We start from the raw sequence: 21,758 nt of genomic DNA on the forward strand, positions 1-21,758 counted from the left end.
GGTGGGCGCGTGGACAGCGTGCGCGGGATCGAACAGTGGCCGGTGGACAACGCGGCGGCGGCCGTGATCGCGGCGGACGGCGCGGTGCTGGGGCGCCACGGCGACGAGAACCGGCAGTTCCGGCTCGCGTCGGTGACCAAGTTGCTCACCGCGTACACCACGCATATCGCGATCGAAGAGGGCGTCGTCGAGCTGGACACCCCGGCCGGTCCCGCGGGCTCGACGATCCGGCACCTGCTCGCGCACACCTCCGGCCTCGCGTTCAACGAACATCGCCAGATGGCGGAGCCGGGCACGCGGCGGCTCTACTCCAACGCCGGGTTCGAAGAACTGGCCGACGCGCTGACCGAGCATTCCGGCATCGCGTTCGCCGAGTACCAGTCCGAAGCGCTGTTCGTCCCGCTGGGCATGGGTGCGACGAAGCTCGACGGCTCCCCCGCCGCCGGTGCGGTGTCCTGCGTGCGCGACCTGATCGCGTTCGCCGCGGAACTGCAGCGGCCGACGCTGCTCGACGCGGGCACGCTCGCCGCCGCGACCGAGGTCGCGTTTCCCGGACTGAACGGGGTGCTGCCCGGGTTCGGTCATCAGAAGCCCAACGACTGGGGACTCGGCTTCGAGATCCGCGACTCGAAGAGTCCACATTGGACCGGAGCGCACAGCTCCCCGCGAACGTTCGGGCATTTCGGTCAGTCCGGCACATTTCTGTGGGTGGATCCGGACGCGCGGGTGGCCTGTGTCGCGCTCACCGACCGTGCCTTCGGCCCGTGGGCGGGTGAGGTCTGGCCGCCGTTCACCGACGCCGTGCTCACCGAACTAAAGGCTTGACCCGTTCGGGGTCATTTTCTTTTTCACGACTTTCGTCGGGTCCGGACACACTTCGCGGGCCGATAGTTTTTCTTTCGCAGCGTTGCTTTTCAGCGCGCGATTCCCTCACCCCTGCGGAGGTCTTTCGTCATGCGGTTTTCCCGGTTGCGCCGCGCCCTGGTGGGCCTCGGCGTACTAGCGACGGCACTGGCCACGGTGGCCACCGGCACGGCGGACGCGGCCCAGCCGTTCGTCGTGGGCGGCCAGAACGCGGCCCAGGGCCAGTTCCCGTGGATGGTCCGGCTCTCGATGGGCTGCGGCGGCGCGCTGGTCGCGTCGAAGGTGGTGCTCACGGCCGCGCACTGTGTCAACGGCACCGGCACCAACTCGAGCATCACCGCCACCACCGGCAAGGTGGATCTGCAGGGCAGCGGCGGCCAGTCGATCCGGTCGGCCTACGTCTACCGCAGCCCGCAGTACGCCAGCACCGGCGCGCAGGACTGGGCGCTGATCGAGCTGGCGTCGGCCCCGTCGGCGCCCCTGCTGACGATCGCCGGCCAGGGCCAGACCTCGCTCAACACCGGGAACTTCACGATCATGGGCTGGGGCTCGACCACCGAGGGCGGCGGCCAGTCCCGGTACCTGAAGTACGCGACCGTGCCGTTCGTGTCCGACTCGTCGTGCCAGCAGTCCTACGGCAGCGACCTGCAGCCGGCCTACGAGCTGTGCGCCGGCTACGCCCAGGGCGGCGTGGACACCTGCCAGGGTGACTCGGGCGGCCCGATGGTGAAATCGGACGCGTCGGGCAACTGGATCGAGGTCGGCATCGTCAGCTGGGGCCAGGGCTGTGCCGAGCCCGGCTTCCCCGGTGTCTACGGCGAGGTGCAGTCGTTCTCGGACAACATCAAGGCCCGGATCAGCTCCGGCGGGACGGTGATCAGGTAAGGCTCATCACCCGCACCGGGCTGCCCGCCTGGTAGGCGGCGATGTCCTCGACCGCGTCGCGGAAGAAGATCTCGTACACGTCCTGGGTGACGTAGCCCAGGTGCGGCGTGAGCACCGCGTTGTCCAAGGTGCGCAACGGATGGCCGGCGGGCAGCGGCTCGGCGTCGAACACGTCGAGCGCCGCCCCGCCGATCTTCTTGTCGCGCAACGCTTCCACCAGCGCGGCCTCGTCGACGATGGGGCCGCGCGAGGTGTTCACGAGCAGCGCGTCCGGCTTCATCAGCGCCAGCTCGGCGGCACCGACGAGACCACGGGTGCGCTTGCTGAGAACGAGATGTACCGACAGCACGTCGGCGCGGGCGAACAGCTCTTCCTTCGACACGGCCGCGACATCGTGCTCGGCGGCGCGTTCGGCGGTCAGGTTCTGGCTCCAGGCAATGGTTTCCATCCCGAAAGCCTGCCCGACCTTCGCCACCCGCGAACCGAGCCGGCCCAGCCCCAGCAGGCCGAGCGTGCGCCCGTGCAGCGGGATGCCGACCGTGCTCTGCCAGCCGCCCGCGCGCATCGCGGGCAGCTCCACGTCGAGGTGACGCGCCGCGGCGAGGATGAGCGCCCAGGTGTGCTCGGCCGTCGGATGCGACAGGTAACCGGTGCCGCACACCAGGATCCCGTGCCGCTCGGTGGCCTTCAGGTCGATCGCCGCGTTGCGCTGGCCGGTGCTGACCAGCAGTTTCAGGTCGGTCAGCCGGGCGAGCACGTCCGCGGGGAAGCGGGTGCGCTCGCGCATCGCGACGACGACCTCGGCCCCGGCGAGCCGGGCCACCAGGTCGTCCGGGTCGGCGATGTGCGAGGTGAACACCTCGATCTCGGCGCCGAGGGACTTCCAGTCGGCGAGATCCAGTGCCACGTTCTGATAGTCGTCGAGGATCGCGATCTTCACCCGCCCGACGGTACCCGCTCAGCCCCGGGGCGACCGCCTGAGGATGTCGGCGACGACGTCGTTCTTCGCGTCGGCGTAGTGCTGGATGTACTTCCAGGTGCGCGACGCCAGCTCGCGCTTCGTGCGGGCGTACAGGTCGCGGTCGGAGTCGTTGCCGCGCAGGCGTTCCCGGAACGTCAGGTACCGGTCGATCTCCTCACAACCGGGCGAATAGACGTGCAGGTTGACGTTCGTGTCCGGGCCCTTGAAGCACCGGTGCTCGTTCCAGTGCGGTTCGCGGATCACCAGCCGGTAGCCCGCGGCTTCGAGCGCCGGGACATACACGGGCTCGTCACTGGAATCGGGGACGACGAGCAGGACGTCGATGATCGGCTTGGCGCACAGGCCGGGCACCGAGGTGGAACCGATGTGCTCCAGCAGGACGACGCGGTCCCCCAGGATCGAGCGGATCCGGGCGGCCTCGCGCTCGTAGAGCCGCGGCCATTCCGGGTCGTACTCGGCCAGTGTGACGGTGCTGTTGAGCACCGGCGGCTCGGTCACCCAGGAGTCGTGGATCTCGTCGTCGGAGTAGGCCTCACCAGTTTTGGGCATGACTGTCCTTCCTGAAGGCAGTCCGCCAACGTAACTCAGGCCACCGGCAGCGGCAACACGTTTTCCGTCGCCGTCCGCAGCGCGTCCCGCATCGCCTCGCGCGGCGCCGGGCGGCCGGTGAACTGCTCCACCTGGCCGAAAGCCTGATGCAGCAACATGTCCAGCCCGGTCGCGATCCGCCCGCCGCGGGCGGCGACCGCGTCGGCCAGCGGGGTGGGCCACGGGTGGTAGATGGCGTCGAGGACACAGCCGGCCGCGGCCAGCTCGCCGGCGATCGGCGCGACCGCCGCCGACGGCACGGTGCTCACCAGCACCGACGCGTCCGAGACCAGCTTCGCGAAGTCCACCTCGCCCCAGGTGAGCACGTCGGTCTCGACCCCGGCCCGCCGCGCCGCGTCGACGGTTTCCTTGGCTCGCAACGGATCCCGCACGACCAGCCGGGCCAGGGTGACGCCCAGCCCAGCGAAGGCCACCACGGCCGCGGACGCCGTGCCGCCACCGCCGAGGATCACCCCCGTCGACCCGGCCGGCGCCGCGAACCCGCCCGCGAAACGCAACGCGCCGATGATCCCGTCGATGTCCGTGCAGTCGGCGAACCAGCCGGAATCCTTGCGCACCAAGGTGTTCGCCGCCCCCGCCGCGACCGCGCGGGGGCTCGAGTCCGTGGCGAACTCGAGCGCGGCCCGCTTACCCGGCATGGTCACCGACAGCCCAGCCCACTCGGGGCCCAGCGAGGCGACGAACCCCGGCAACCCGTCCGCGTCCATCTCGACCCGCTCATAGGTCCAGTCCACCAGGCCGAGCGCCCGGTAGGCGGCCCCGTGCAGCACCGGCGACAGCGAGTGCGCCACCGGTTTGCCGAGGATGGCGGCCTTAGTAGGCACCGCGCTGCTTCGCGAGCGTGATGTTCTGCTGGTGCTCGGCGGCCGTCGAGGCGAAGCAGGACAACCCGTTCTTCTCGCACTTGACGAAGAACACCCAGTTCCCGTCCGCGGGCTGCAGCGCCGCCTTGATGGCGTCCGAGCTGGGCGAGCCGATCGGGGTGGGCGGCAGACCCGCGTTCAGGTAGGTGTTGTACGGGCCGGGCCGGGTGCGGTCGGCGTCCGTCGTCGTCACGACCGGCTTGTCCAGCAGGTAGTTCACCGTGGAGTCCAGCTGCAGCCGCATGTTCGTGGCGAGCCGGTTGTAGATCACCCGCGAGATCTTCTCGAAGTCCTGGTTGACGCCCTCGCGTTCGATCAGCGACGCGATCACCAGCACCTGGTACGGGTTCTGCCCGTTCACCGTGGTGGACGCGGCGAGGCTCGCGGCCTGGATCTTGGTCGCCGAGCTCTTGAGCACGTACCCGAGCAGCTCGTCGGCCTTCCAGCCGGGCTTGACGTCGTACACGCCGGGCGCGACCAGGCCCTCGATGCGGCGGCTGTCGGTACTCTTGGCCGCGTCGCCCGCCGCCCAGTCCGGCACGCCCATCGCCTTGAGGTCCGCGCTCGCGGCGAGCTTGCGCAGGTCGTCGACGGACACGCAGGTGCTCTGGCCGTTCAGCTGCGCGCAGGAAGCCTTGGACAGCAACGAGAACACGCCGGGCGTGACCGTGCCGTCGGGCTGGGTGACATCGTCGAGCTGGGTGCCCGCGCGGACCTGGAGCACGCCGACCCGGGCATCGGGCGACGTCAGCTTCGCGACCGCGGCGGCGCCGGACATCTTGGTCTTCATCGCGTAGTAGCCGGGCTGCAGGCTCAGCACCTTCTGGTTGTCCGAGCTGGCCTTCACGAAGGCCTTGCCGCTCGCGACCACGCCGGCGGTGGTGAGCTCGGCGCCGATCGCGTTGGTCGAGTCGCCCTGGCCGATCTCGATGACCACGTCGGCGTCCCCGGTGCCCGGGTAGTCGTCGTAGCCGAAGATCTGCTGGATGCCGTACCAGGCGCCGCCGCCGATGACCGCGATCACCGCGAGCGCGGCGACCCAGCGGATGAGCCGGCCGCCCACGCTGCGGCGCCGGGGCGGCTCGTCGCCGCCGTCCTCGGGCTCGATGTACTCGGGCTCGGCCTTTTCCTCGTCGGGAAAGTCGTCCGCGTACTCGTCCTCGTCGGCGTAGTCGTCTTCGTAGTACTCGATGTCCTCGACCGGGATGACCTCGGTCGGGCGCTCGTCCGGCGGGATCTCGGGCGGGCGGCGCGCGCGCGGCGGCTGCGGCTGGTGCTGCGGTGGCACCGGCCGGGGCGGCATCGAACGCTCGTCGAACAGGTCCAGCCCGTGGTCGGGCCGCAGCGGCCGGGGCCGGCCGGGCGGCGGCGGGGGCTGTTCCGGCGGCATGGCGCGCCGGTGCCGTGGCTGCTGGCGGGGCGGCGGTGGCGGCGGGGTGCCGTCCGGGCGCCGCCGTCGGCCACCAGGCGGCGGAAGCTCTCGGCTCACGATCGGCCCTCCCGAGCCAGGTAGGCGGCCCGGCCATCCAGCCAGCCCTGCAGGATCTCGACCGCGGCGGCCTGGTCCACCACCGCGCGCTGCTTGCGTCCCTTGACGCCGCGCTGCGACAGCATGCGTGCCGCGCTGACCGTGGTCAAGCGTTCGTCGGCCAATCTCACCGGCACCGGGGCCACCAGGCCGGCAAGTTTTCCGGCATAGGCAACGGAAATCTCGGCGGCGGAGCCGTGGCGGTCCGCGAGGGTTCTGGGCAGTCCCACGATCACCTCCACCACCTCGTGCTCGGAAACGAGCCGGGCCAGCTGAGTGAGATCGCTGTCGTCGTGCGCATCACGCGACAGGGTAACGAGTGGGGTCGCCAGGACGGGGGCGGGATCGCTCAGCGCCACACCGACCCGGACGGAGCCGACATCGACCGCAAGACGACGACCGGCCCCGGGATCGAACTCCCCGGGCCGGTCGGCTTTCGGTGTGGTCACCCCGCGGCGACCGTGTCCCGCAGCGCGGCGATCGCCCGCTCGATACCAGCCGGGTCGGTGCCACCGCCCTGCGCCATGTCCGGCTTGCCGCCGCCGCGGCCGCCGATCTCCGGCGCGAACGAGGGCACCAGCTTCCCCGCCGCGAAGCCCTTGTCGCGCGCCTCGGCGTTGGTGGCCACGACGAAGCTCAGCTTTCCCTCCTGTGGCGCGAAAAGCGCGACGATCGCGGGGCGCGAGCCGAGCCGGCCCCGCACCTCGGTCGCCAGCGACCGCAGCCCGCCGCCGTCGATCTCGCCGTCCACCTTTTCCGCCACCAGCAGCACGCCACCGGTTTCGCGGGCGGAGTCCGCCAGCGAGCCCGCCGAGCCCAGCACCTGCTGAGTCTTGAGCTGCTCGATCTCCTTCTCCGCGTTGCGCAGCCGGGTGAGCACGTCCTCGACGCGCGCGGGCAGCTCGGCCGTGGGCACCTTCAGCGTGCCCGCCAGCTGCGAGACCAGCAGCTGCTCCTTGCGCACGTGCCGGAGCGCGTCGGTGCCCACCAGCGCCTCCACCCGGTGCACGCCCGAGCCGATCGAGGAGTCGCCGACGAGCTTGACCAGGCCCAGCTCACCGATCCGGCCGACGTGCGTGCCACCGCACAGCTCGCGCGAGTAGTCGCCCATGTCGACCACCCGCACGTCGTTGCCGTACTTCTCGCCGAACAGCGCGATCGCGCCGAGTTCGAGCGCCTTGTCCTTGGTCGTGACGTAGCTGCGCACCTCGACGTCGGACTGGAGGTAGTCGTTGACCTCCTCCTCGACCTCGGTCAGCACGTCGGCCGACACCGGGCCGGGTGTGGTGAAGTCGAAGCGCATCCGGCCGGGCGAGTTGAGCGAACCGGCCTGTGCCGCCCGGCGGCCGTACGCGCCGCGGACCGCCGCGTGCACGAGGTGGGTCGCCGAGTGCGACCGCTCGATCGAGCCGCGGCGGGCACCGTCGACCGAACCGGTCACTTCGGTGTCCAGCCCGATCTCGCCCTCGGTCACCTCGACCCGGTGCACGAACAGGCCGGGCACGACCTTCTGCACATCGAGGACCTTCGCCTCGCCGCCGTCGCCGACGAGCACGCCGGTGTCGGCGACCTGGCCGCCGCTCTCGGCGTAGAACGGCGTGCGGTCGAGGATCAGCTCGGCCTTGTCGCCCGCGCGGACGCTACGCACGCCCTGGCCGTCCTTCAGCAGGCCGATGACCTTCGAGGTGGCCTGCAGGTCGGTGTAGCCGAGGAAATCGGTCTCGCCGTGGCGCTCCAGCAGATCCCGGTACACCGACAGGTCGCCGTGGCCCTTCTTGCGGGCCGCCGCGTCCGCCTTCGCGCGCTGGCGCTGCTCCTCCATCAGGGTGCGGAACCCGTCCTCGTCGACCTCGATGCCCTGCTCCGAAGCCATCTCGAGGGTCAGGTCGATCGGGAAGCCGTAGGTGTCGTGCAGCTGGAAGGCCTTGTCCCCGGCCAGGATGTTGCTGCCACCCGCCTTCGTCTCCTCGGCGGCGAGGTCGAAGATCCGCGAGCCACTGGTGAGGGTGGCGAGGAACGCCTCCTCCTCGACGCGCATCACGTCGCTGATCCGGTCGAAGTCGCGCGCGATCTCCGGGTACGACGGCGACATCGCGTCGCGCACCACCGCGGCGAACCCGGGCAGCACGGGCTCGTGCACGCCCAGCAGGCGCATCGAGCGGACGATCCGGCGCAGCAGGCGGCGCAGCACGTAGCCGCGCGCCTCGTTGCCCGGGGTGACGCCGTCGCCGATCAGCATCACGCCGGAGCGCGCGTGGTCGGCGATGACGCGGAAGCGCACGTCGTCGGTGTGGTCGGTGCCGTAGCGGCGGCCGGAGAACTCCTCGGCCTTCGCGATCACCGGGCGCACCAGGTCGGTCTCGTAGACGTTGTCCACGCCCTGCAGCAAGTACGCCACCCGCTCGATGCCCATGCCGGTGTCGATGTTCTTCTTCGGCAGCGGGCCGAGGACGGGGCCGCCCTTCTTCGGGCTCACCTCACCCCGGATCTCCTGCATGAAGACGAGGTTCCAGATCTCCAGGTAGCGGTCCTCGTCCATGGCGGGACCGCCCTCGCGGCCGTGCTCCGGGCCGCGGTCGTAGTAGATCTCCGAGCAGGGGCCGCCGGGACCCGGCACGCCCATGTCCCAGTAGTTGTCGTCGGCGCCGCGCAGCTGCAGGCGGCTCTCCGGGATGTCGGTGGCCTTGCGCCACAACGCGGTCGTCTCCGCGTCGTGCTCGTAGACCGTCGCCCAGATGCGGCCCGGGTCGAGGCCGAGCCCGCCGTCGGCCTGCGACTTCGTGATGAAGTCCCAGGCGAAGGAGATCGCGGACTCCTTGAAGTAGTCGCCGAAGGAGAAGTTCCCGGCCATCTGGAAGAACGTGTTGTGCCGGGTGGTCTTGCCGACCTCGTCGATGTCGCCGGTGCGCACGCACTTCTGGATGCTCGTGGCGCGCGGGTACGGCGGCGGGACCTCACCGAGGAAGTACGGCTTGAACTGGACCATGCCGGCGTTGACGAACAGCAGCGTCGGGTCGTCCAGGATGAGCGACGCGCTGGGTACGCGGGTATGGCCGTTGCGCTCGAAGTGTTCGAGGAATCGCTTGCTGATCTCGTGTGTTTCCACTGGGTCTTCCTTGGCTGTGCGGGCAGGGGGCGGACGGCGGCGGCGAAGAGCGCGCGAAGAACTCAGCTCTCCGCCCGGCGCGCTCGCGCCGGGCGGGGCCGGGTGGCGTGCCGCCCGGCCGTGCTCGCGCCGGGCCGCGCCGAAGGCACGCCCGACCGCTCGTCCACCATGTCCCGCAACTCCCGCTCACGCTCGCTCATACCGGCCCGGACGTCGGCGCCGAACGAACCGATGGCGCCCGCCAGCTCCCGTGCCGCGTCGCCGAGGTTCTCCGCCAGTCCGGCCGGTGTGGCCTGGCGGGCCGCCTGGCCCGCCTTGCGGGTGACCGCGACCCCGGCCACGACACCCACCCCCAGCCAGAATAGCCGCTTCATGACTTGCTGCTCCCCTTGCGACCGCCGCGGGTGTGCCGCCCTTCCGCGTTCTCCTTGGCCTTGCGGCGCGCGCGGATGGCCTTGCTGACGCCGTAAGAGAACGCGGCGGTCTTGACCAGCGGGCTGCCCAGCGTCGCGGTGAACACCGAGGAGAGCGCCGACACGTTGCCCGTGACCGCCTGTGCGTTGGCGGTGATCCCGTCGACCCGCTCGAGCTGGGTGTTGACGTGGGTGATCGTGTCGTTGGCCCCGATCAGGATCGGGTCGGAGTTCTCGTGCGCCTTGCGGATGGCCACGGTCGCCTCGTCCAGGGTGCGGCCGAGCTTGATCAACGGGATCGCGAGCAGTATCACCAGCAGCACGAATGCACCGGCGGCGATGAGCGCGGCGATCTGCCCTGCCGACACGGGGTCCTCCTCGAAGTGGCGCGGCTCGAATGCCGGTCAGGCTACCGTGCGCCGCCGCTACCGGCCGGGCAACCCCACGCGCAGGCCGTAGTAGACGGCCGCCATGTCTTCGTCGGCGTGTCCCGCGTCCTGCGCGGCGTCGAGATGCGCGAGCGCGGCGCGGACTCCGCCCAGGTCGAGACCTTCGCCGCCGGCGGCGAGGACGAGCCGTGCGTCCTTCGCGGCGTGGCGGGTCGCGAAGCTCAGCGGGTACTCGCCGGAGATCATCGCGCCGCCCTTCAGGTGGGCGTAGGGCACGTCGAGCGCGCCGCCACTGATCACGTCCAGGAAGAGCTTCGGGTCCACGCCCAGTTCTCCGGCGAGCGCCACGCTCTCGGCGGTCGCGTTGGTGAGCGCGAGCACCCACGCGTTCGCGACGAGCTTGAGCCTGCTGCCGGCGCCCGCCGGGCCGAGCCACAGGGTGCGGCCGCCGATCGCGCCGAACACCGGCGCGCACTTTTCCCGGAGGCCTTCCGGACCGGACGCGAGGACGACGAGCTCGCCCTGTTCCGCGGGCTGCTTCGTGCCGAGCACGGGCGCGTCGACGAACGGGACGCCCGCCTTCTCCGCGAGCGCGGCAAGCGTGGCCGTCCATTCGATGCCCACGGTGCTCGTCTGGAGCCACACCGCACCGGGCCGGAGCACGTCCTCGACGACCTCCCGCACGGAACTGCCGTCGTCGAGCATGGTGAGCACGAAGTCCGCGCCCGCCGCCGCGCCCGCGGGCGTGTCCGCGATCTCCACGCCCTTCCCGGCGAGCGGCTCCGCCTTGGCACGGGTGCGGTTCCAGGCGCGGACGGTCAGCCCGGCCGCGGCGAGGTTCGCGGCCATCGGCGCGCCCATGATCCCGGTGCCGAGCACGGCGACAGTGGTGTCGGTCATGGCCCCGTTGTTCCCTCTCGGCGAACCGGCCAAACTTGACCTCCAGTTAAGTCGAGGTTTCATGCTGGCGGCATGGACACTGACACGAAGACCGCGGTCGTCACCGGTGCCTCCCGCGGGCTCGGGCTCGCCCTGGCCAGGGAACTGGCGAAGCGGGGCTGGCAGGTCGTCGCGGACGCGCGCGACGGCGACCGGTTGCGGGACGCCCTCGCCGGGACCGGGGTGCGCTGCGTGCCCGGCGACGTGACGGATCCCGGGCACCGCGAGGAAATCCTCGCCGCTGCAGGCGACGTGGACCTCCTCGTCAACAACGCGAGCGCGCTCGGGCCGAGCCCGCAGCCCGCGCTGGCCGCCTACCCGCTCGCCGAACTGCAGCGCGTATACGCGGTCAACACGCTCGCTCCGCTGGCCCTGATCCAGCTGCTGCTACCGGGTCTGCGCCGCCGCCACGGCCGGATCATCGACATCAGCTCGGACGCGGCCGTCGAGCCGTACGAGGGCTGGGGCGGCTACGGCTCGTCGAAGGCCGCATTGGACCAGCTCACCGCGATCCTCGCGGCCGAGGAGCCCCAGCTGCGGGTCTACGCGTTCGATCCCGGCGGCATGAACACCGACCTGCACCAGCAGGCGTTCCCCGGCGAGGACATCTCCGACCGGCCCGATCCGGAGACGGTGGTGCCCGCGCTGCTGCGGCTCGTCGAGGGCGAGCTGGCGAGCGGCCGCTACCAGGCCGCCGGGGTGCCGGCATGACGATCCCGTTCACGCTGCCGCCGGACAGCGAGGCCGGGCGCCCGCCGGAACGCCGGGGTCTGCCCCGCGACGGGGTGCGGCTGCTGGTCGCGCGGCCGGGGGTGGTCCAGCACCGGCGGTTCCACGATCTGCCGGAGCTGCTCGAACCCGGCGATCTCGTCGTCGTGAACACCTCGGCGACCCTGCCCGCCGCGCTGGATGCCCTGCGGGACAACGGAAAACCGGCACCGGTGCATGTCTCGACCGCGCTGGACGACGGCGATTGGGTGGTCGAGGTGCGGCTGTCCGACGCGAGCGGTCCGGACCTGTCGCTGCGTCCCGGCGATCAGCTGCGCCTGCCCGGCGACGTCACCCTGACGCTGCTCGGGCATCACCTGTCGGCCCGGCTCTGGCGCGCCGCCGCCTCCCCGCGGGTGTCCGCGCGGAGCTACCTGCCGCGGTACGGCCGCCCGATCGGCTACGGCTACCTCGCGGGCCGTTTTCCGTTGCGGGACTACCAAACCGTGTACGCGACCGAGCCGGGCAGCGCGGAGATGGCCAGCGCCGGGCGGCCGTTCACCGAACCGTTGCTGGTGCGGCTGATGGCTCGCGGCGTCATCGTCGCGCCCATCGTGCTGCACGCCGGGGTGTCGAGCCCGGAACTGCACGAACCGCCGACCGCGGAACGGTTCGCCGTGCCGGCGGCCACCGCGCGCCTGGTCGACGTCGTGCGCGCGGCCGGGCAGCGGGTGGTCGCGGTCGGCACCACCGTCGTCCGGGCGCTGGAAAGCGCCGCGGGACCGGACGGGTCGATGCGGGCGGCGAGTGGCTGGACCGAGCTGGTGCTCGGCCCGGACCGCCCGGCCCGGGTGGTCGGCGGGCTGGTCACGGGTCTGCACGCGCCGGAAGCCAGCCATCTTCTGCTGCTGGAAGCGGTCGCGGGGCGTCCTCTCGTCGAGGCGGCCTACGAGGCCGCGGTGCGGCAGCGTTATCTATGGCACGAATTCGGAGACTCGACAGTGTTCCTGCCGTGAACCGTCACTCCCCGCGCACCGTGCGGCGCAGCTTCGGCACCCGGTCGGCGAGCGTGCGCTCCGCACCGCGCTGGGTGGGCTCGTAGTAGTCGCGCCCGACCAGCTCGTCCGGCGGATACTGTTGCGGCAGAACACCTTCGGGCACGTCATGGGGGTACCGATAGCCCTGCGCGTTGCCCAGTTTGGCCGCGCCCGCGTAGTGCCCGTCGCGCAGGTGCGGCGGCACGGTGCCGATCCGGCCGGCGCGGACGTCGGCGAGCGCGCTGTCGATGCTCATCACCACCGCGTTGGACTTCGGTGCGGTGGCAAGGTGAATCGTCGCCTGGGCCAGCGCGAGCCGCCCCTCCGGCATGCCGATGAACTGCACGGCGTGCGCGGCGGCGACCGCGGCCTGCAGCGCCGTCGGGTCGGCGAGGCCAACGTCCTCGCTGGCGTGCACGACGAGCCGGCGGGCGAGGAACCGCGGGTCCTCCCCCGCCTCGATCATCCGCGCCAGGTAGTGCAGCGCGGCGTCCACATCGGACCCGCGGATGGACTTGATGAACGCGCTGATCACGTCGTAGTGCTGATCGCCGTCCCGGTCGTACCGCACCGCGGCTTTGTCCACTGTGGACTCGACGGTGGCCAGGCCGATCGTCTGGTGCTCGGTGGCCGCGGCGGCGTCGGCGGCCGCTTCGAGCGCGGTGAGCGCGCGGCGCGCGTCCCCGGAAGCCAGGCGCACCAGGTGTTCCCGCGCCTCTTCGGTCAGCTCCAGCTCACCGGCCAGGCCGCGCTCGTCGGCCAGCGCGCGCTGAATCAGCTCGCGCACGTCGTCGTCGGTCAGCGGCCGCAGTTGCAGTACCAGCGAACGGGACAGCAGCGGCGAGACGACCGAGAACGACGGGTTCTCCGTGGTGGCCGCGACCAGCAGCACCGTCCGGTCCTCGACCGCGCCGAGCAGCGCGTCCTGCTGCGTCTTGGAAAACCGGTGCACCTCGTCGATGAACAGCACCGTGTTCTCGCTGTTGTACATCCGGCGGCGCCGTGCTTCTTCGATGACGCCGCGCACTTCCTTGACCCCGGCCGACAGCGCCGACAGCGCGACGAAGCGGCGCCCGGTCACGGTGGACACGAGGTTCGCCAGCGTCGTCTTGCCGGTGCCCGGCGGGCCGTAGAGCAGCACCGACGCCGGGGCCGCGCCCTCGACGAGCCGCCGCAGCGGGGCGCCTTCACGCAGCAGGTGCTGCTGCCCCACCACCTCGTCGAGGGTGCGTGGCCGCATCCGGACCGCGAGCGGCGACCCGGCCGGGATGACCGGCTCGCGCGGCGCTTCCACCGGGTCGGGCCGTTCGAGGTCCGGGTTCACGGTGAAGAGTTCGTCCTGCTGCACCCCACCACGGTAACCGGGAGGTACGACAGTTGTTCAGCGGATCTGCAGTGCGCTCGGCTGCGGCTCCGGGCCCGCGATCTCGGTGCCGTCACGCCAGGCGACGTAGGACTCCATCGCCGACGCCGCGAGGATCTTCGCGATGAACGGGAACAGGTCGGTGCTACGCCGCCACAGCCACGGCAGGCCCTTCACCAGCAGCCACGCCACGTGCTGCGCGGTGGTCGGCTGGATCCCGCCCGAGCACTCCAGGCTCACCGGCTCGACGATCTCGATACCCGCCTCCGCGATCCGCTCGCTCAGGCCCAGGGCCAGCATCCGGTGCCCCAGCTCCGAGGGGTGCAGCCGGTCGACGGCCCACGCCGCCAGGTCGTACGCGCCCGGCATGGCGTCGAGGTCCAGGCACGGCATGCCGTGGTGGTGCACCACGTTGTCGATCCCGGCGTTCAGCTCGTCGATCCGGCCCCTCAGCGCGCGGTAGAGCGGCGCGGGCAGCCGGAAGACCTTGCCGTGGTCGTGGAACCGCACCGGCACGACCACGGTGCCGATCGCGCCCAGCGTGCTCATGATGTGGTCGAGATCCGCCGCCATGTCGGGCGCGTCGAAATCGGAACGCAGGGTGTCGTTCATGCCGACGATCACCAGCGCCACGTCCGGCCGGTGCGCGAGCGCCGCGGGCAGCTGCTCGTAGCGCACGGACTTCATCCGGGCCCCGGTGAAGGAGGTGTTGAGGTAGCCCTCAGGCGCGATGCCCAGGGCGCGCCCCACGAAGGGGCCGACGCCTCGCCAGCCGCGGCCGGGCACGGGATCACCGAGCCCCACGGCGGTGGAATCGCCGAGTACGGCCAGTCGCCGCACCCGTCGGGGCGTCATTTCTGCTGGGGGAAGCTGTTCGCTCAGCGCGGTCACGCCTACAGACCATCGGTCACGCAGACTCACCCGTGGTGAGCACTGGGTAACGAGGTCAAGACCTCTTACCGAAATGCTGGGTACAGCGGCAGCGCGAGGCCCGGCCCGTAGCGTTTGTCGAGGCCCGCGGCGACCGCGCGGGCGTGTTCGGCGAGCTCGTGCTCGCCCAGCCGCGCCGCTTCGGCGTCGAGGTTGCGCCACCACGTGACCAGCGCGGCGGGCTTCTGGCCACGGCCCGCGAGGACGGTCCAGGTGCTCACCCAGACCAGCATCAGCTGGTGGTCCAGCAGGTGCGCGAACAGCACGTCGTTGTCGGACAGTCCCGGCCAGACACCGACCACTTCGGACCGCCAGGCGGCGACCATCGCCTCGCTCATCCCGGCCGGCAGCGCGAGCGGCTCGCTACACGAAGCGAACGGCACCCGCAGGTGCGCAGCGTCGATGAGCGCGTTGCGCACCCGGCCGCGTTCGAAATCCAGGAACCGGACCCCGCCGCTGGTGACGAGATTGTTGTCGGGGCTCAGGTCCACCGGGCTGAACGCGCGGTACGCCAGCGACCTCGCGCGCACGCACGCGGCCTCGGCGTAGCGGCGCACGGAGTCCGGGGTGGACACCCCGATGTGCTCCTCGATCAACCCGGGCAGCTGGGCGATCGCGGTGGGCGGGGTGCTGTCCTCGTGCTTGACCGGGCCGCCGACGCGGCGCAGCAGCGCGTCGAAGTCCGCCTCGCGCCCGGCCGTCGTCGCGTGCATCCGGCCCAGCGAGCGGGCCCACGACAGCAGCGAACGCTCGGCCGCGCGCGCGTCCTTGCCCATCAGTTTGTCGTGCAGCGTCGGGGCTTTCCCGAGATCGTCGATCACCAGCACCCGCTGCGCGCCGTCGTGCGCGAGCAGTTCGGGGCACATCCGTTCTTCCGGCTGCAGCGCGGTGAACAGCTGGTAGCTCACGGCTTCCTGGGCGAACGGATCCGGCGCGCCCTCGGGGGCCGCGTCCGGATAGTGCTTGATCACCACGGTCCGGGGCAGCCCGAAGGGCGACGCCGGGATTCTGGCGCGGACCACCGTCGCCGGCCCGCTGCCCGGCAGGTGCACCGGGTCGACGAGGGAGATGGCGCTGCCGAAGCGGTGCGCGAGCACCACCTCACCGGCCAAGACCGCGGCCGCGACAGCCGGATCCTCGGCCGCCGCCGTGCCTGCGGTGCCTTCTTCAGAAGTGTCCACGGTCATCGTCTTCGACCCTACTAGTGGCGTTGTCCCCTTCTCCACCACGAAATTCCGCGGGCGGAGCGCGGTGGCCCGGCTGGACGCGCCGCGTTGATCCCGACGGCGCAGGGCACTACCACCACTGCGGCGCATCGGGTGTCACCGACTGCAACGACCGTGCCGGTCACCGGTCACGGCCCGTGTCTCACGCCTTGGGCGCCGCGGGTTTCGCGTCGATGCCCGCTTCCTTGCGCTGCTGGGCGGTGATCGGCGCGGGAGCGGCGGTCAGCGGGTCGTAGCCGCCGCCGGTCTTCGGGAACGCGATCACCTCGCGCAGCGACTCCGCGCCGGCGAGCAGCATCACGATGCGGTCCCAGCCGAAGGCGATCCCGCCGTGCGGCGGCGCGCCGAACTGGAACGCGTCGAGCAGGAAGCCGAACTTCTCCTGCGCGTCCTCGTCGGACAGGCCCATCACCTCGAAGACGCGTTTCTGCACGTCGGCGCGGTGGATACGGATGGAGCCGCCGCCGATCTCGTTGCCGTTGCAGACGATGTCGTAGGCGTAGGCGAGCGCGCGGCCCGGGTCGGCCTCGAACTTGTCGATCCACTCCGGGGTCGGCGACGTGAACGCGTGGTGCACGGCGGTCCATTTGCCGGAACCGACCGCGACGTCGTCGCCGATCTCCTCGACCGCCGCGAACAGCGGCGCGTCCACGACCCACACGAACGACCACTCGTCCTCGTCGATCAGCTCGAGCCGGTGGCCGATCTCGACGCGCGCGGCACCGAGCAGCGCGCGGGCGCCGCTGGGCGATCCGGCGGCGAAGAACACGCAGTCACCGGGCTTGGCGCCGACCTTCTCGGCCAGCTCCTCGCGCTCGGCGTCGGAGATGTTCTTCGCGACCGGGCCGGACAGCGTGCCGTCCTCGGCGATCAGCACGTACGCCAGGCCCTTCGCGCCGCGCTGCTTGGCCCATTCCTGCCAGGCGTCGAGCTGGCGGCGCGGCTGGGAGCCGCCGCCCGGCATCACCACGGCGCCGACGTAAGGGGCCTGGAACACCCGGAACGGGGTGTCGGCGAAGTAGTCGGTCAGCTCGGTGATCTCCAGGCCGAAACGCAGGTCCGGCTTGTCCGTGCCGTAGCGGGACATCGCGTCGGCGTAGGTCATCCGCGTGATCGGGCGCGGCACCTCGTGCCCGATCAGCTTCCACAGCGCGGCGACGACGTCCTCGCCGATCTTGATCACGTCGTCCTGCTCGACGAAGCTCATCTCGATGTCGAGCTGCGTGAACTCGGGCTGGCGGTCGGCGCGGAAGTCCTCGTCGCGGTAGCAGCGCGCGATCTGGAAGTACCGCTCCATGCCGCCGACCATGAGCAGCTGCTTGAACAGCTGCGGCGACTGCGGCAGCGCGTACCAGGAGCCGGGCTTGAGGCGGGCAGGCACCACGAAGTCGCGCGCGCCTTCGGGGGTGGAGCGGGTCAGCGTCGGGGTCTCGATCTCGACGAAGTCCTGCTGGTGCAGCACCTCGCGGGCGACCCGGTTGACGTCGCTGCGCAGGCGCATCGCGAACGCGGGCCCGCTGCGGCGCAGGTCGAGGTAGCGGTACTTGAGCCGTACCTCCTCGCCGACGTCGACCCGGTCGTCGATCGGGAACGGCAGCACCGCGGCCTCGGAAAGCACCTCCAGCTCGGTGGCGAGGACCTCGATCTCCCCGGTGGGGATCTCGGTGTTCTCGTTGCCGCCGGGGCGCTTGCTCACCTCACCGGTGACCTTCACGCAGTACTCCGAGCGCAGCTGGTGGCCGCGCTCGGCCATCTCGCCTTCGCGGAACACGACCTGGGCGACACCGCTCGCGTCCCGCAGGTCGATGAAGATCACCCCGCCGTGATCGCGCCGCCGGGCGACCCACCCGGTGAGCGTGACGATCTGGCCGGCGTGCCCGGCACGCAGGGTGCCGGCGTCGTGGGTGCGAAGCACTGCGGTTGCTCTCCTTGAAGAAATACTCGAGGTGCGGCTTGCGTGGCGGTGCGGGTAGCGGAACCTGACGCGGCCCCTGGCTCCGGGATCTCCTCCTCATGAATGCCAATTCACCACGTCGGAGCTGTCCTCGCCAGGAACCACGTCAGAACCCGCGGCGGTGCGAGCTGACGGCCCACAGCAGGCGGCTCCGCCGCCTGAAAAGCACAACCGAGCGGAATCGCTGCTCGTCAAGGCTAACGAACACCCCCGGGGGCGGCGCCACCAGGTTTCTACAGCAGCTTCATCTGCTCCGGCCGCGGCGCGGGGTCCGGCTCGCGTGGCTCCGGGATGGCGCGGGGCGGCTCCTCGTCGCGGCCGAAGCCGTGCCGCCGCAGGAGCGGGCCGACGCGGGCGGCGAGCAGCCGCTGGTACCGGCCGCCGACGTAGCTGCCCCGGCCGTAGAGCTCGCGGTAGCGCGGCACCAGCCCGGGATGCTCCCGCGCGAGCCATTGCGCGTACCACTCGCGCGCGCCCGGCCGCAGGTGCAGCGCGAGCGGGGTCGCGCTGGTCGCCCCGGCGTCGGCGATCGCGGCGATGAGGTCGTCGAGCTGTTCGGTCGAATCGGTCAGCCCGGGCAGGATCGGCGCGATCAGCACCCCGCACCGCAGCCCCGCGTCGCGCACCCGGCGGACCAGCTCGAGCCGTGCCTGCGGGCTCGGCGTGCCGGGCTCGACGCTGCGGTGCAGATCCCGGTCCAGCAACGCGATCGAGACCGCGACACTGACGTCGACCTCGTTCGCGACCTGCCGCAGGAGCGGGAGGTCGCGGCTCATCGTGGTGCCCTTGGTGAGGATCGAGAACGGCGTGCCGGACCCGGCGAGCGCCCGGATGATGCCGGGCATCAGCTGGTAACGGCCTTCCGCGCGCTGGTACGGATCGGTGTTCGTGCCCATCGCCACGTGCTCACGCTGCCAGCTCGGGCGGCGCAGCTGCGCGGCCAGCACCTCGGGCGCGTTGATCTTCACGACCACCTGGGTGTCGAAGTCGTGCCCCGCGTCGAACTCCAGGTACGTGTGCGTGTTGCGGGCGAAGCAGTTGTGGCTGACGACGCCGTTCGCGATGAAGTCGCCGGTGCCGGTGGTGATGTCGTACAGCTCCCGCGTGCCTGCCGGTTCCACCGAGACCACGGCCTCGCCGCCCTCGACCGACAGCCCGTCCAGGGACAGCTTGTGCGCCGTCGCCGGACCGGTCGTGTGCAGGAACCGCAGCTGTTCGGCGAGACCGCCGTCGAGCCGGACGACCCGCACGCCCGAGCCGGCGTCGGCGAGGTCGAAAGGGAACCCGAAATGCTTGAGCGCCAGCGAAACCGCGTCGATCACCGCCGGGTTCGCGCTCGCCACCCGTACCGCACCGTGCACGCAGCCGCCGTCCGCGTCGAAGACCCCGGCGAGAAAGCCCTTTCTCCAGTCGTCGTCGTGTTCGGTGACCTCGGGCGCGTCGGCGAGGTAGCGCGCCGTGCGGTCGAGCGCCCCGGCCTGCCCGAGCGCGAGGCGGCGCCCCATCCCGTGCAGGTATCCAGCGCGGTACCCGGGGGTCTCGGGCGGCGGGGACGCGAACCGGCCGGTGCCGGTCAGCCGGTCGCCGGGAACGAGGTCGGTGACATACGTCCAGCCTTGTGCGGCAAGGAATCTGTGGTCACCGCTGGCGACCAGCTCGGTGCCGTCCGCGAGCCGGACGCGGTACGCGGGCTTCACGGTCCGCCAGTGCGCGAGGACCTTCGTCTTCACGTACCGGCCCGCGCCGGTGCCGTAGATCTCGTCGCCGGCGGCCAGCTCGGAAAGCGCTTTCGTGCGGCCGTCACCGAGCAGGATCGGGGTTTCCCCGGCCAGGCAGTAGACGCAGGAGTGGCTGCAGCCGCGGTACGGGTTGACGGTCCAGTTGAACGCCATGCGCGACTCGCCCGGTACCCGGTTGAGCACCGAGCGGGCGCGCACCTCGTGGAACGTGACACCGGCGAACTCGGGCGACCGCACCGAGCGCACCAGCCCGTCCAGCCCCAGCAGAGCCTGCTGCGTGCCGCCGTCCGCGCGTTGACCGTCCCATCGCATACCGGTCAGTCGAACACTTGTTCGACTATCTGTCAAGCTTGCCCGGCAGCCGGAAGAAGATCCGCACCAGCACGCGCAGGCCGAGCACGAAACCCACGAACAGCAACGCGTAGCCGAGGAACTCGTACAGCCGCAGGCTGGGCGTGAGCATCGGGCCGGTGCCCGCGGTCAGCAGCATGATCGCGCCGATGGTGGCGGCCGCCGCCAGCACCGTCGCCATCACCTGGTGCGCCGTGTCGGTGACGAAATCGCGGTCCCGGCGATCGGCCAGCGGCCGCACCCGCACGGTGAACCGGCCCTGCTCCAGATCCTCGGCGATCTTGCCGATCCGCTGCGGCAGCCGTTGCAGGACCGGCAGCAGCCCGGCCAGCTGCCCCTCCAGGGCCTGCCGGACGTTCTCCGGGCGCGCCACCGCGTGCAGCACCTCACCGCCGCCCGAGCGCGCCCCGGCCAGCAGGTCGAAGCCGGGGCTGAGCAGGGTGAGCGTGCCTTCCACCGCGCCGATCGCCCGGAACGCCGCCGCCACCTGCGGGGGCACCGCGAACCCGTGGGTGAGCACGAGCTTGAACAGCGCGCCGAACATGCCCGCGCTGCCACCACTCCCGGCGCCACCGCGGTAGCGGACCATCAGCTCGCCGATCGACCGCTCCAGCGCCCGCTGCTCGAGTGCCTCGGGGCGGCCGAGCAGTTCGACCAGCGCGCCGGTGGCCGCGATCGGGTCCTCGCGGTCGATCGAGAAGAGCAGCAGCCCGAGCGCGGATCGCGCCGGCCGGTCCAGCCGCCCCACCGAACCGAAGTCCAGCAGCCCGACCGTCCGGTCCGGGCGCACCAGCAGGTTGCCGGGGTGCAGGTCGGCGTGGAAGACCCCGGTCACCATGATCTGCCGCAGTACCGAGCCGAGGATCTCGCCCGCCAGCTCGTCGCGTTCGGCGCGGGTGAACGTGTCCAGCAGGCCGGCCGCGGCCGCGACGGGCACGCCGTCGAGCTTCGCCATCACCAGCAGCGTCGGGCCGGACAGCTCGGCGAACGTCTCCGGCACCTCGAGCCGCTCGTCGCCGGCCAGCGTCGCGGCCACCGCGCGGGTGTTGTCCAGGTCGGCGGTGATCTGCCGGCGCGCGCTCGGCCGCTGCACCTTGAGCACCACCTCACGCCCGTCCGGCCGCCAGGGGTTCCGGCTCGACCGAACGGAAGACCTCGTCGATCGGGCGGCCCAGCGCGGCGGCGATCGCGGGCTCGATCTCGGTCCAGGGCGCCGGCTGCGCCTGGGTCTGCAGCTTGGTCAGCTCGTCCACCAGCGCGGCGGGCAGCAGGTCGCGGCGGGTGGACAGCATCTGGCCCAGCTTCACGAAGGCGACGCCCGCGTCCTCCAGCGCGCGCCGCAGCGCGACCGCGGTGTCCGCCAGGCCCTCCCCGGACGGCCGGCCCAGCCGCGCCCCGGCCCGCACGAACCGGCCCAGCCCGTGGCGGGCCGCGATCGTCACGATCTTGGTGTAGCGGCGGGCGCGCCGGCGTTGCCGCCGCCACCGGCCAGCAGCGCCAGCGGGCTGGGCACGCTGCCCGTCGGCAGCACCAGCTCCAGGATCACCAGCGCGGCGAGCCCGAGCACGAACATCCACGCCACGGTCAGCACGGTCACGAGGACCGCGGTGGCCGGGTTGACCACCACCTGGGTGCCGGAGATCAGACCGGCCCGGCTCGCCACGAACGTCAGCAGCGACGAGCCGGCGCTGACCACCACGACGGCGAACACGATCGTGCGCAGCCAGCCGACCGGGACGCCGGGGATGCGCCGTGCCAGCCCGGCGAGCAGGACGACGAACAGCACCGCGAACAGGGCGGTCACCAGCCCGAACAGAAAGTCCATCAACGCTCCCCCGACGCCATGCCTTCGCTGCGGACGCCATTGGATCA

General features: G+C 71.6%; 21 protein-coding genes. 4 read left to right on the top strand and 17 right to left on the bottom strand.

Going from position 1 to position 21,758, the window contains the following annotated elements; all coding sequences use genetic code 11:
- Nucleotides 1-9 precede the first annotated feature (9 nt).
- Together LOZ83_RS15430 and LOZ83_RS15435 are read left to right on the top strand one after the other, a co-directional pair.
- Entirely contained in the window at nucleotides 10-825 is an 816-nt protein-coding gene (locus tag LOZ83_RS15430; protein WP_236791276.1) for a serine hydrolase, read from the top strand.
- A 129-nt stretch (nucleotides 826-954) separates the two neighbouring features.
- Entirely contained in the window at nucleotides 955-1,749 is a 795-nt protein-coding gene (locus LOZ83_RS15435) for a trypsin-like serine protease (RefSeq protein WP_236791277.1), read from the top strand.
- Here the strand turns inward: LOZ83_RS15435 and LOZ83_RS15440 are convergent.
- From LOZ83_RS15440 to LOZ83_RS15480, 9 genes are all read right to left on the bottom strand, one after another.
- Nucleotides 1,742-2,689, bottom strand: a complete 948-nt coding sequence (locus tag LOZ83_RS15440; protein WP_236791278.1) for a D-2-hydroxyacid dehydrogenase family protein — start codon at nucleotides 2,687-2,689, stop codon at nucleotides 1,742-1,744. The two genes, LOZ83_RS15435 and LOZ83_RS15440, sit on opposite strands and share 8 nt — an antisense overlap.
- An 18-nt stretch (nucleotides 2,690-2,707) precedes the next feature.
- Nucleotides 2,708-3,280 carry a GrpB family protein gene (locus tag LOZ83_RS15445; RefSeq protein WP_236791279.1) on the bottom strand — a complete coding sequence of 191 codons (573 nt, stop codon included), beginning with the start codon at nucleotides 3,278-3,280 and terminating at the stop codon, nucleotides 2,708-2,710.
- A 35-nt stretch (nucleotides 3,281-3,315) separates the two neighbouring features.
- Nucleotides 3,316-4,146, bottom strand: coding sequence for a shikimate dehydrogenase (locus LOZ83_RS15450; RefSeq protein ID WP_236792095.1), 831 nt, complete (start codon nucleotides 4,144-4,146; stop codon nucleotides 3,316-3,318).
- A gap of 7 nt (nucleotides 4,147-4,153) precedes the next feature.
- Nucleotides 4,154-5,692: an endolytic transglycosylase MltG gene (gene mltG, locus LOZ83_RS15455; protein WP_236791280.1), complete on the bottom strand. Its 1,539-nt coding sequence runs from the start codon at nucleotides 5,690-5,692 to the stop codon at nucleotides 4,154-4,156.
- Nucleotides 5,689-6,180, bottom strand: coding sequence for a Holliday junction resolvase RuvX (gene ruvX / locus LOZ83_RS15460; protein ID WP_236791281.1), 492 nt, complete (start codon nucleotides 6,178-6,180; stop codon nucleotides 5,689-5,691). The genes mltG and ruvX overlap by 4 nt, the downstream gene beginning before the upstream one ends.
- Nucleotides 6,177-8,837, bottom strand: coding sequence for an alanine--tRNA ligase (alaS, locus tag LOZ83_RS15465; protein ID WP_236791282.1), 2,661 nt, complete (start codon nucleotides 8,835-8,837; stop codon nucleotides 6,177-6,179). Before alaS ends, ruvX begins: the two co-directional genes overlap by 4 nt.
- Before the next feature lie 62 nt (nucleotides 8,838-8,899).
- Nucleotides 8,900-9,211 (bottom strand): hypothetical protein, encoded by a 312-nt coding sequence (locus LOZ83_RS15470; RefSeq protein ID WP_236791283.1) that lies wholly within the window; start codon nucleotides 9,209-9,211, stop codon nucleotides 8,900-8,902.
- Nucleotides 9,208-9,618: a DUF948 domain-containing protein gene (locus LOZ83_RS15475; protein ID WP_236791284.1), complete on the bottom strand. Its 411-nt coding sequence runs from the start codon at nucleotides 9,616-9,618 to the stop codon at nucleotides 9,208-9,210. Before LOZ83_RS15475 ends, LOZ83_RS15470 begins: the two co-directional genes overlap by 4 nt.
- A 57-nt stretch (nucleotides 9,619-9,675) precedes the next feature.
- Complete coding sequence (locus LOZ83_RS15480; RefSeq protein WP_236791285.1) at nucleotides 9,676-10,539, bottom strand: NAD(P)-dependent oxidoreductase; 864 nt, start codon at nucleotides 10,537-10,539, stop codon at nucleotides 9,676-9,678.
- A 72-nt stretch (nucleotides 10,540-10,611) separates the two neighbouring features.
- Here LOZ83_RS15480 and LOZ83_RS15485 point away from each other — a divergent pair, with 72 nt between their 5' ends.
- The gene (locus LOZ83_RS15485; RefSeq protein ID WP_236791286.1) at nucleotides 10,612-11,289 is read left to right on the top strand and encodes an SDR family oxidoreductase; all 678 of its coding nucleotides are present in this window, start codon (nucleotides 10,612-10,614) and stop codon (nucleotides 11,287-11,289) included.
- On the top strand, nucleotides 11,286-12,302 hold the full coding sequence (locus tag LOZ83_RS15490) for an S-adenosylmethionine:tRNA ribosyltransferase-isomerase (protein WP_236791287.1): 1,017 nt from the start codon (nucleotides 11,286-11,288) through the stop codon (nucleotides 12,300-12,302). Before LOZ83_RS15485 ends, LOZ83_RS15490 begins: the two co-directional genes overlap by 4 nt.
- Nucleotides 12,303-12,306: 4 nt before the next feature.
- Here the strand turns inward: LOZ83_RS15490 and LOZ83_RS15495 are convergent, their stop codons facing one another.
- The 8 genes from LOZ83_RS15495 to LOZ83_RS15530 all read right to left on the bottom strand — a co-directional run bounded on the left by LOZ83_RS15495 (nucleotide 12,307) and on the right by LOZ83_RS15530 (nucleotide 21,711).
- Entirely contained in the window at nucleotides 12,307-13,671 is a 1,365-nt protein-coding gene (locus LOZ83_RS15495; protein WP_236791288.1) for a replication-associated recombination protein A, read from the bottom strand.
- A gap of 33 nt (nucleotides 13,672-13,704) precedes the next feature.
- Nucleotides 13,705-14,541: an SGNH/GDSL hydrolase family protein gene (locus LOZ83_RS15500; protein WP_236791289.1), complete on the bottom strand. Its 837-nt coding sequence runs from the start codon at nucleotides 14,539-14,541 to the stop codon at nucleotides 13,705-13,707.
- A 101-nt stretch (nucleotides 14,542-14,642) separates the two neighbouring features.
- Nucleotides 14,643-15,803 carry a phosphotransferase gene (locus LOZ83_RS15505; RefSeq protein ID WP_236791290.1) on the bottom strand — a complete coding sequence of 387 codons (1,161 nt, stop codon included), beginning with the start codon at nucleotides 15,801-15,803 and terminating at the stop codon, nucleotides 14,643-14,645.
- Between the two features lie 181 nt (nucleotides 15,804-15,984).
- Nucleotides 15,985-17,757 (bottom strand): aspartate--tRNA ligase, encoded by a 1,773-nt coding sequence (aspS, locus tag LOZ83_RS15510; protein WP_236791291.1) that lies wholly within the window; start codon nucleotides 17,755-17,757, stop codon nucleotides 15,985-15,987.
- A 272-nt stretch (nucleotides 17,758-18,029) separates the two neighbouring features.
- Nucleotides 18,030-19,847 (bottom strand): intein-containing Rv2578c family radical SAM protein, encoded by a 1,818-nt coding sequence (locus tag LOZ83_RS15515; protein ID WP_236791292.1) that lies wholly within the window; start codon nucleotides 19,845-19,847, stop codon nucleotides 18,030-18,032.
- 25 nt (nucleotides 19,848-19,872) lie between these two features.
- A complete protein-coding gene (locus LOZ83_RS15520; RefSeq protein WP_236791293.1) occupies nucleotides 19,873-20,979 on the bottom strand; it encodes an AarF/UbiB family protein in 1,107 nt (368 codons plus the stop codon).
- A gap of 13 nt (nucleotides 20,980-20,992) precedes the next feature.
- Nucleotides 20,993-21,328: an AarF/UbiB family protein gene (locus tag LOZ83_RS15525; RefSeq protein ID WP_236791294.1), complete on the bottom strand. Its 336-nt coding sequence runs from the start codon at nucleotides 21,326-21,328 to the stop codon at nucleotides 20,993-20,995.
- A complete protein-coding gene (locus tag LOZ83_RS15530; RefSeq protein ID WP_236791295.1) occupies nucleotides 21,325-21,711 on the bottom strand; it encodes a hypothetical protein in 387 nt (128 codons plus the stop codon). The genes LOZ83_RS15525 and LOZ83_RS15530 overlap by 4 nt, the downstream gene beginning before the upstream one ends.
- Nucleotides 21,712-21,758 lie beyond the last annotated feature (47 nt).

It is taken from the genome of Amycolatopsis sp. GM8, assembly GCF_021653975.1.
Taxonomy (GTDB): domain Bacteria; phylum Actinomycetota; class Actinomycetes; order Mycobacteriales; family Pseudonocardiaceae; genus Amycolatopsis_E.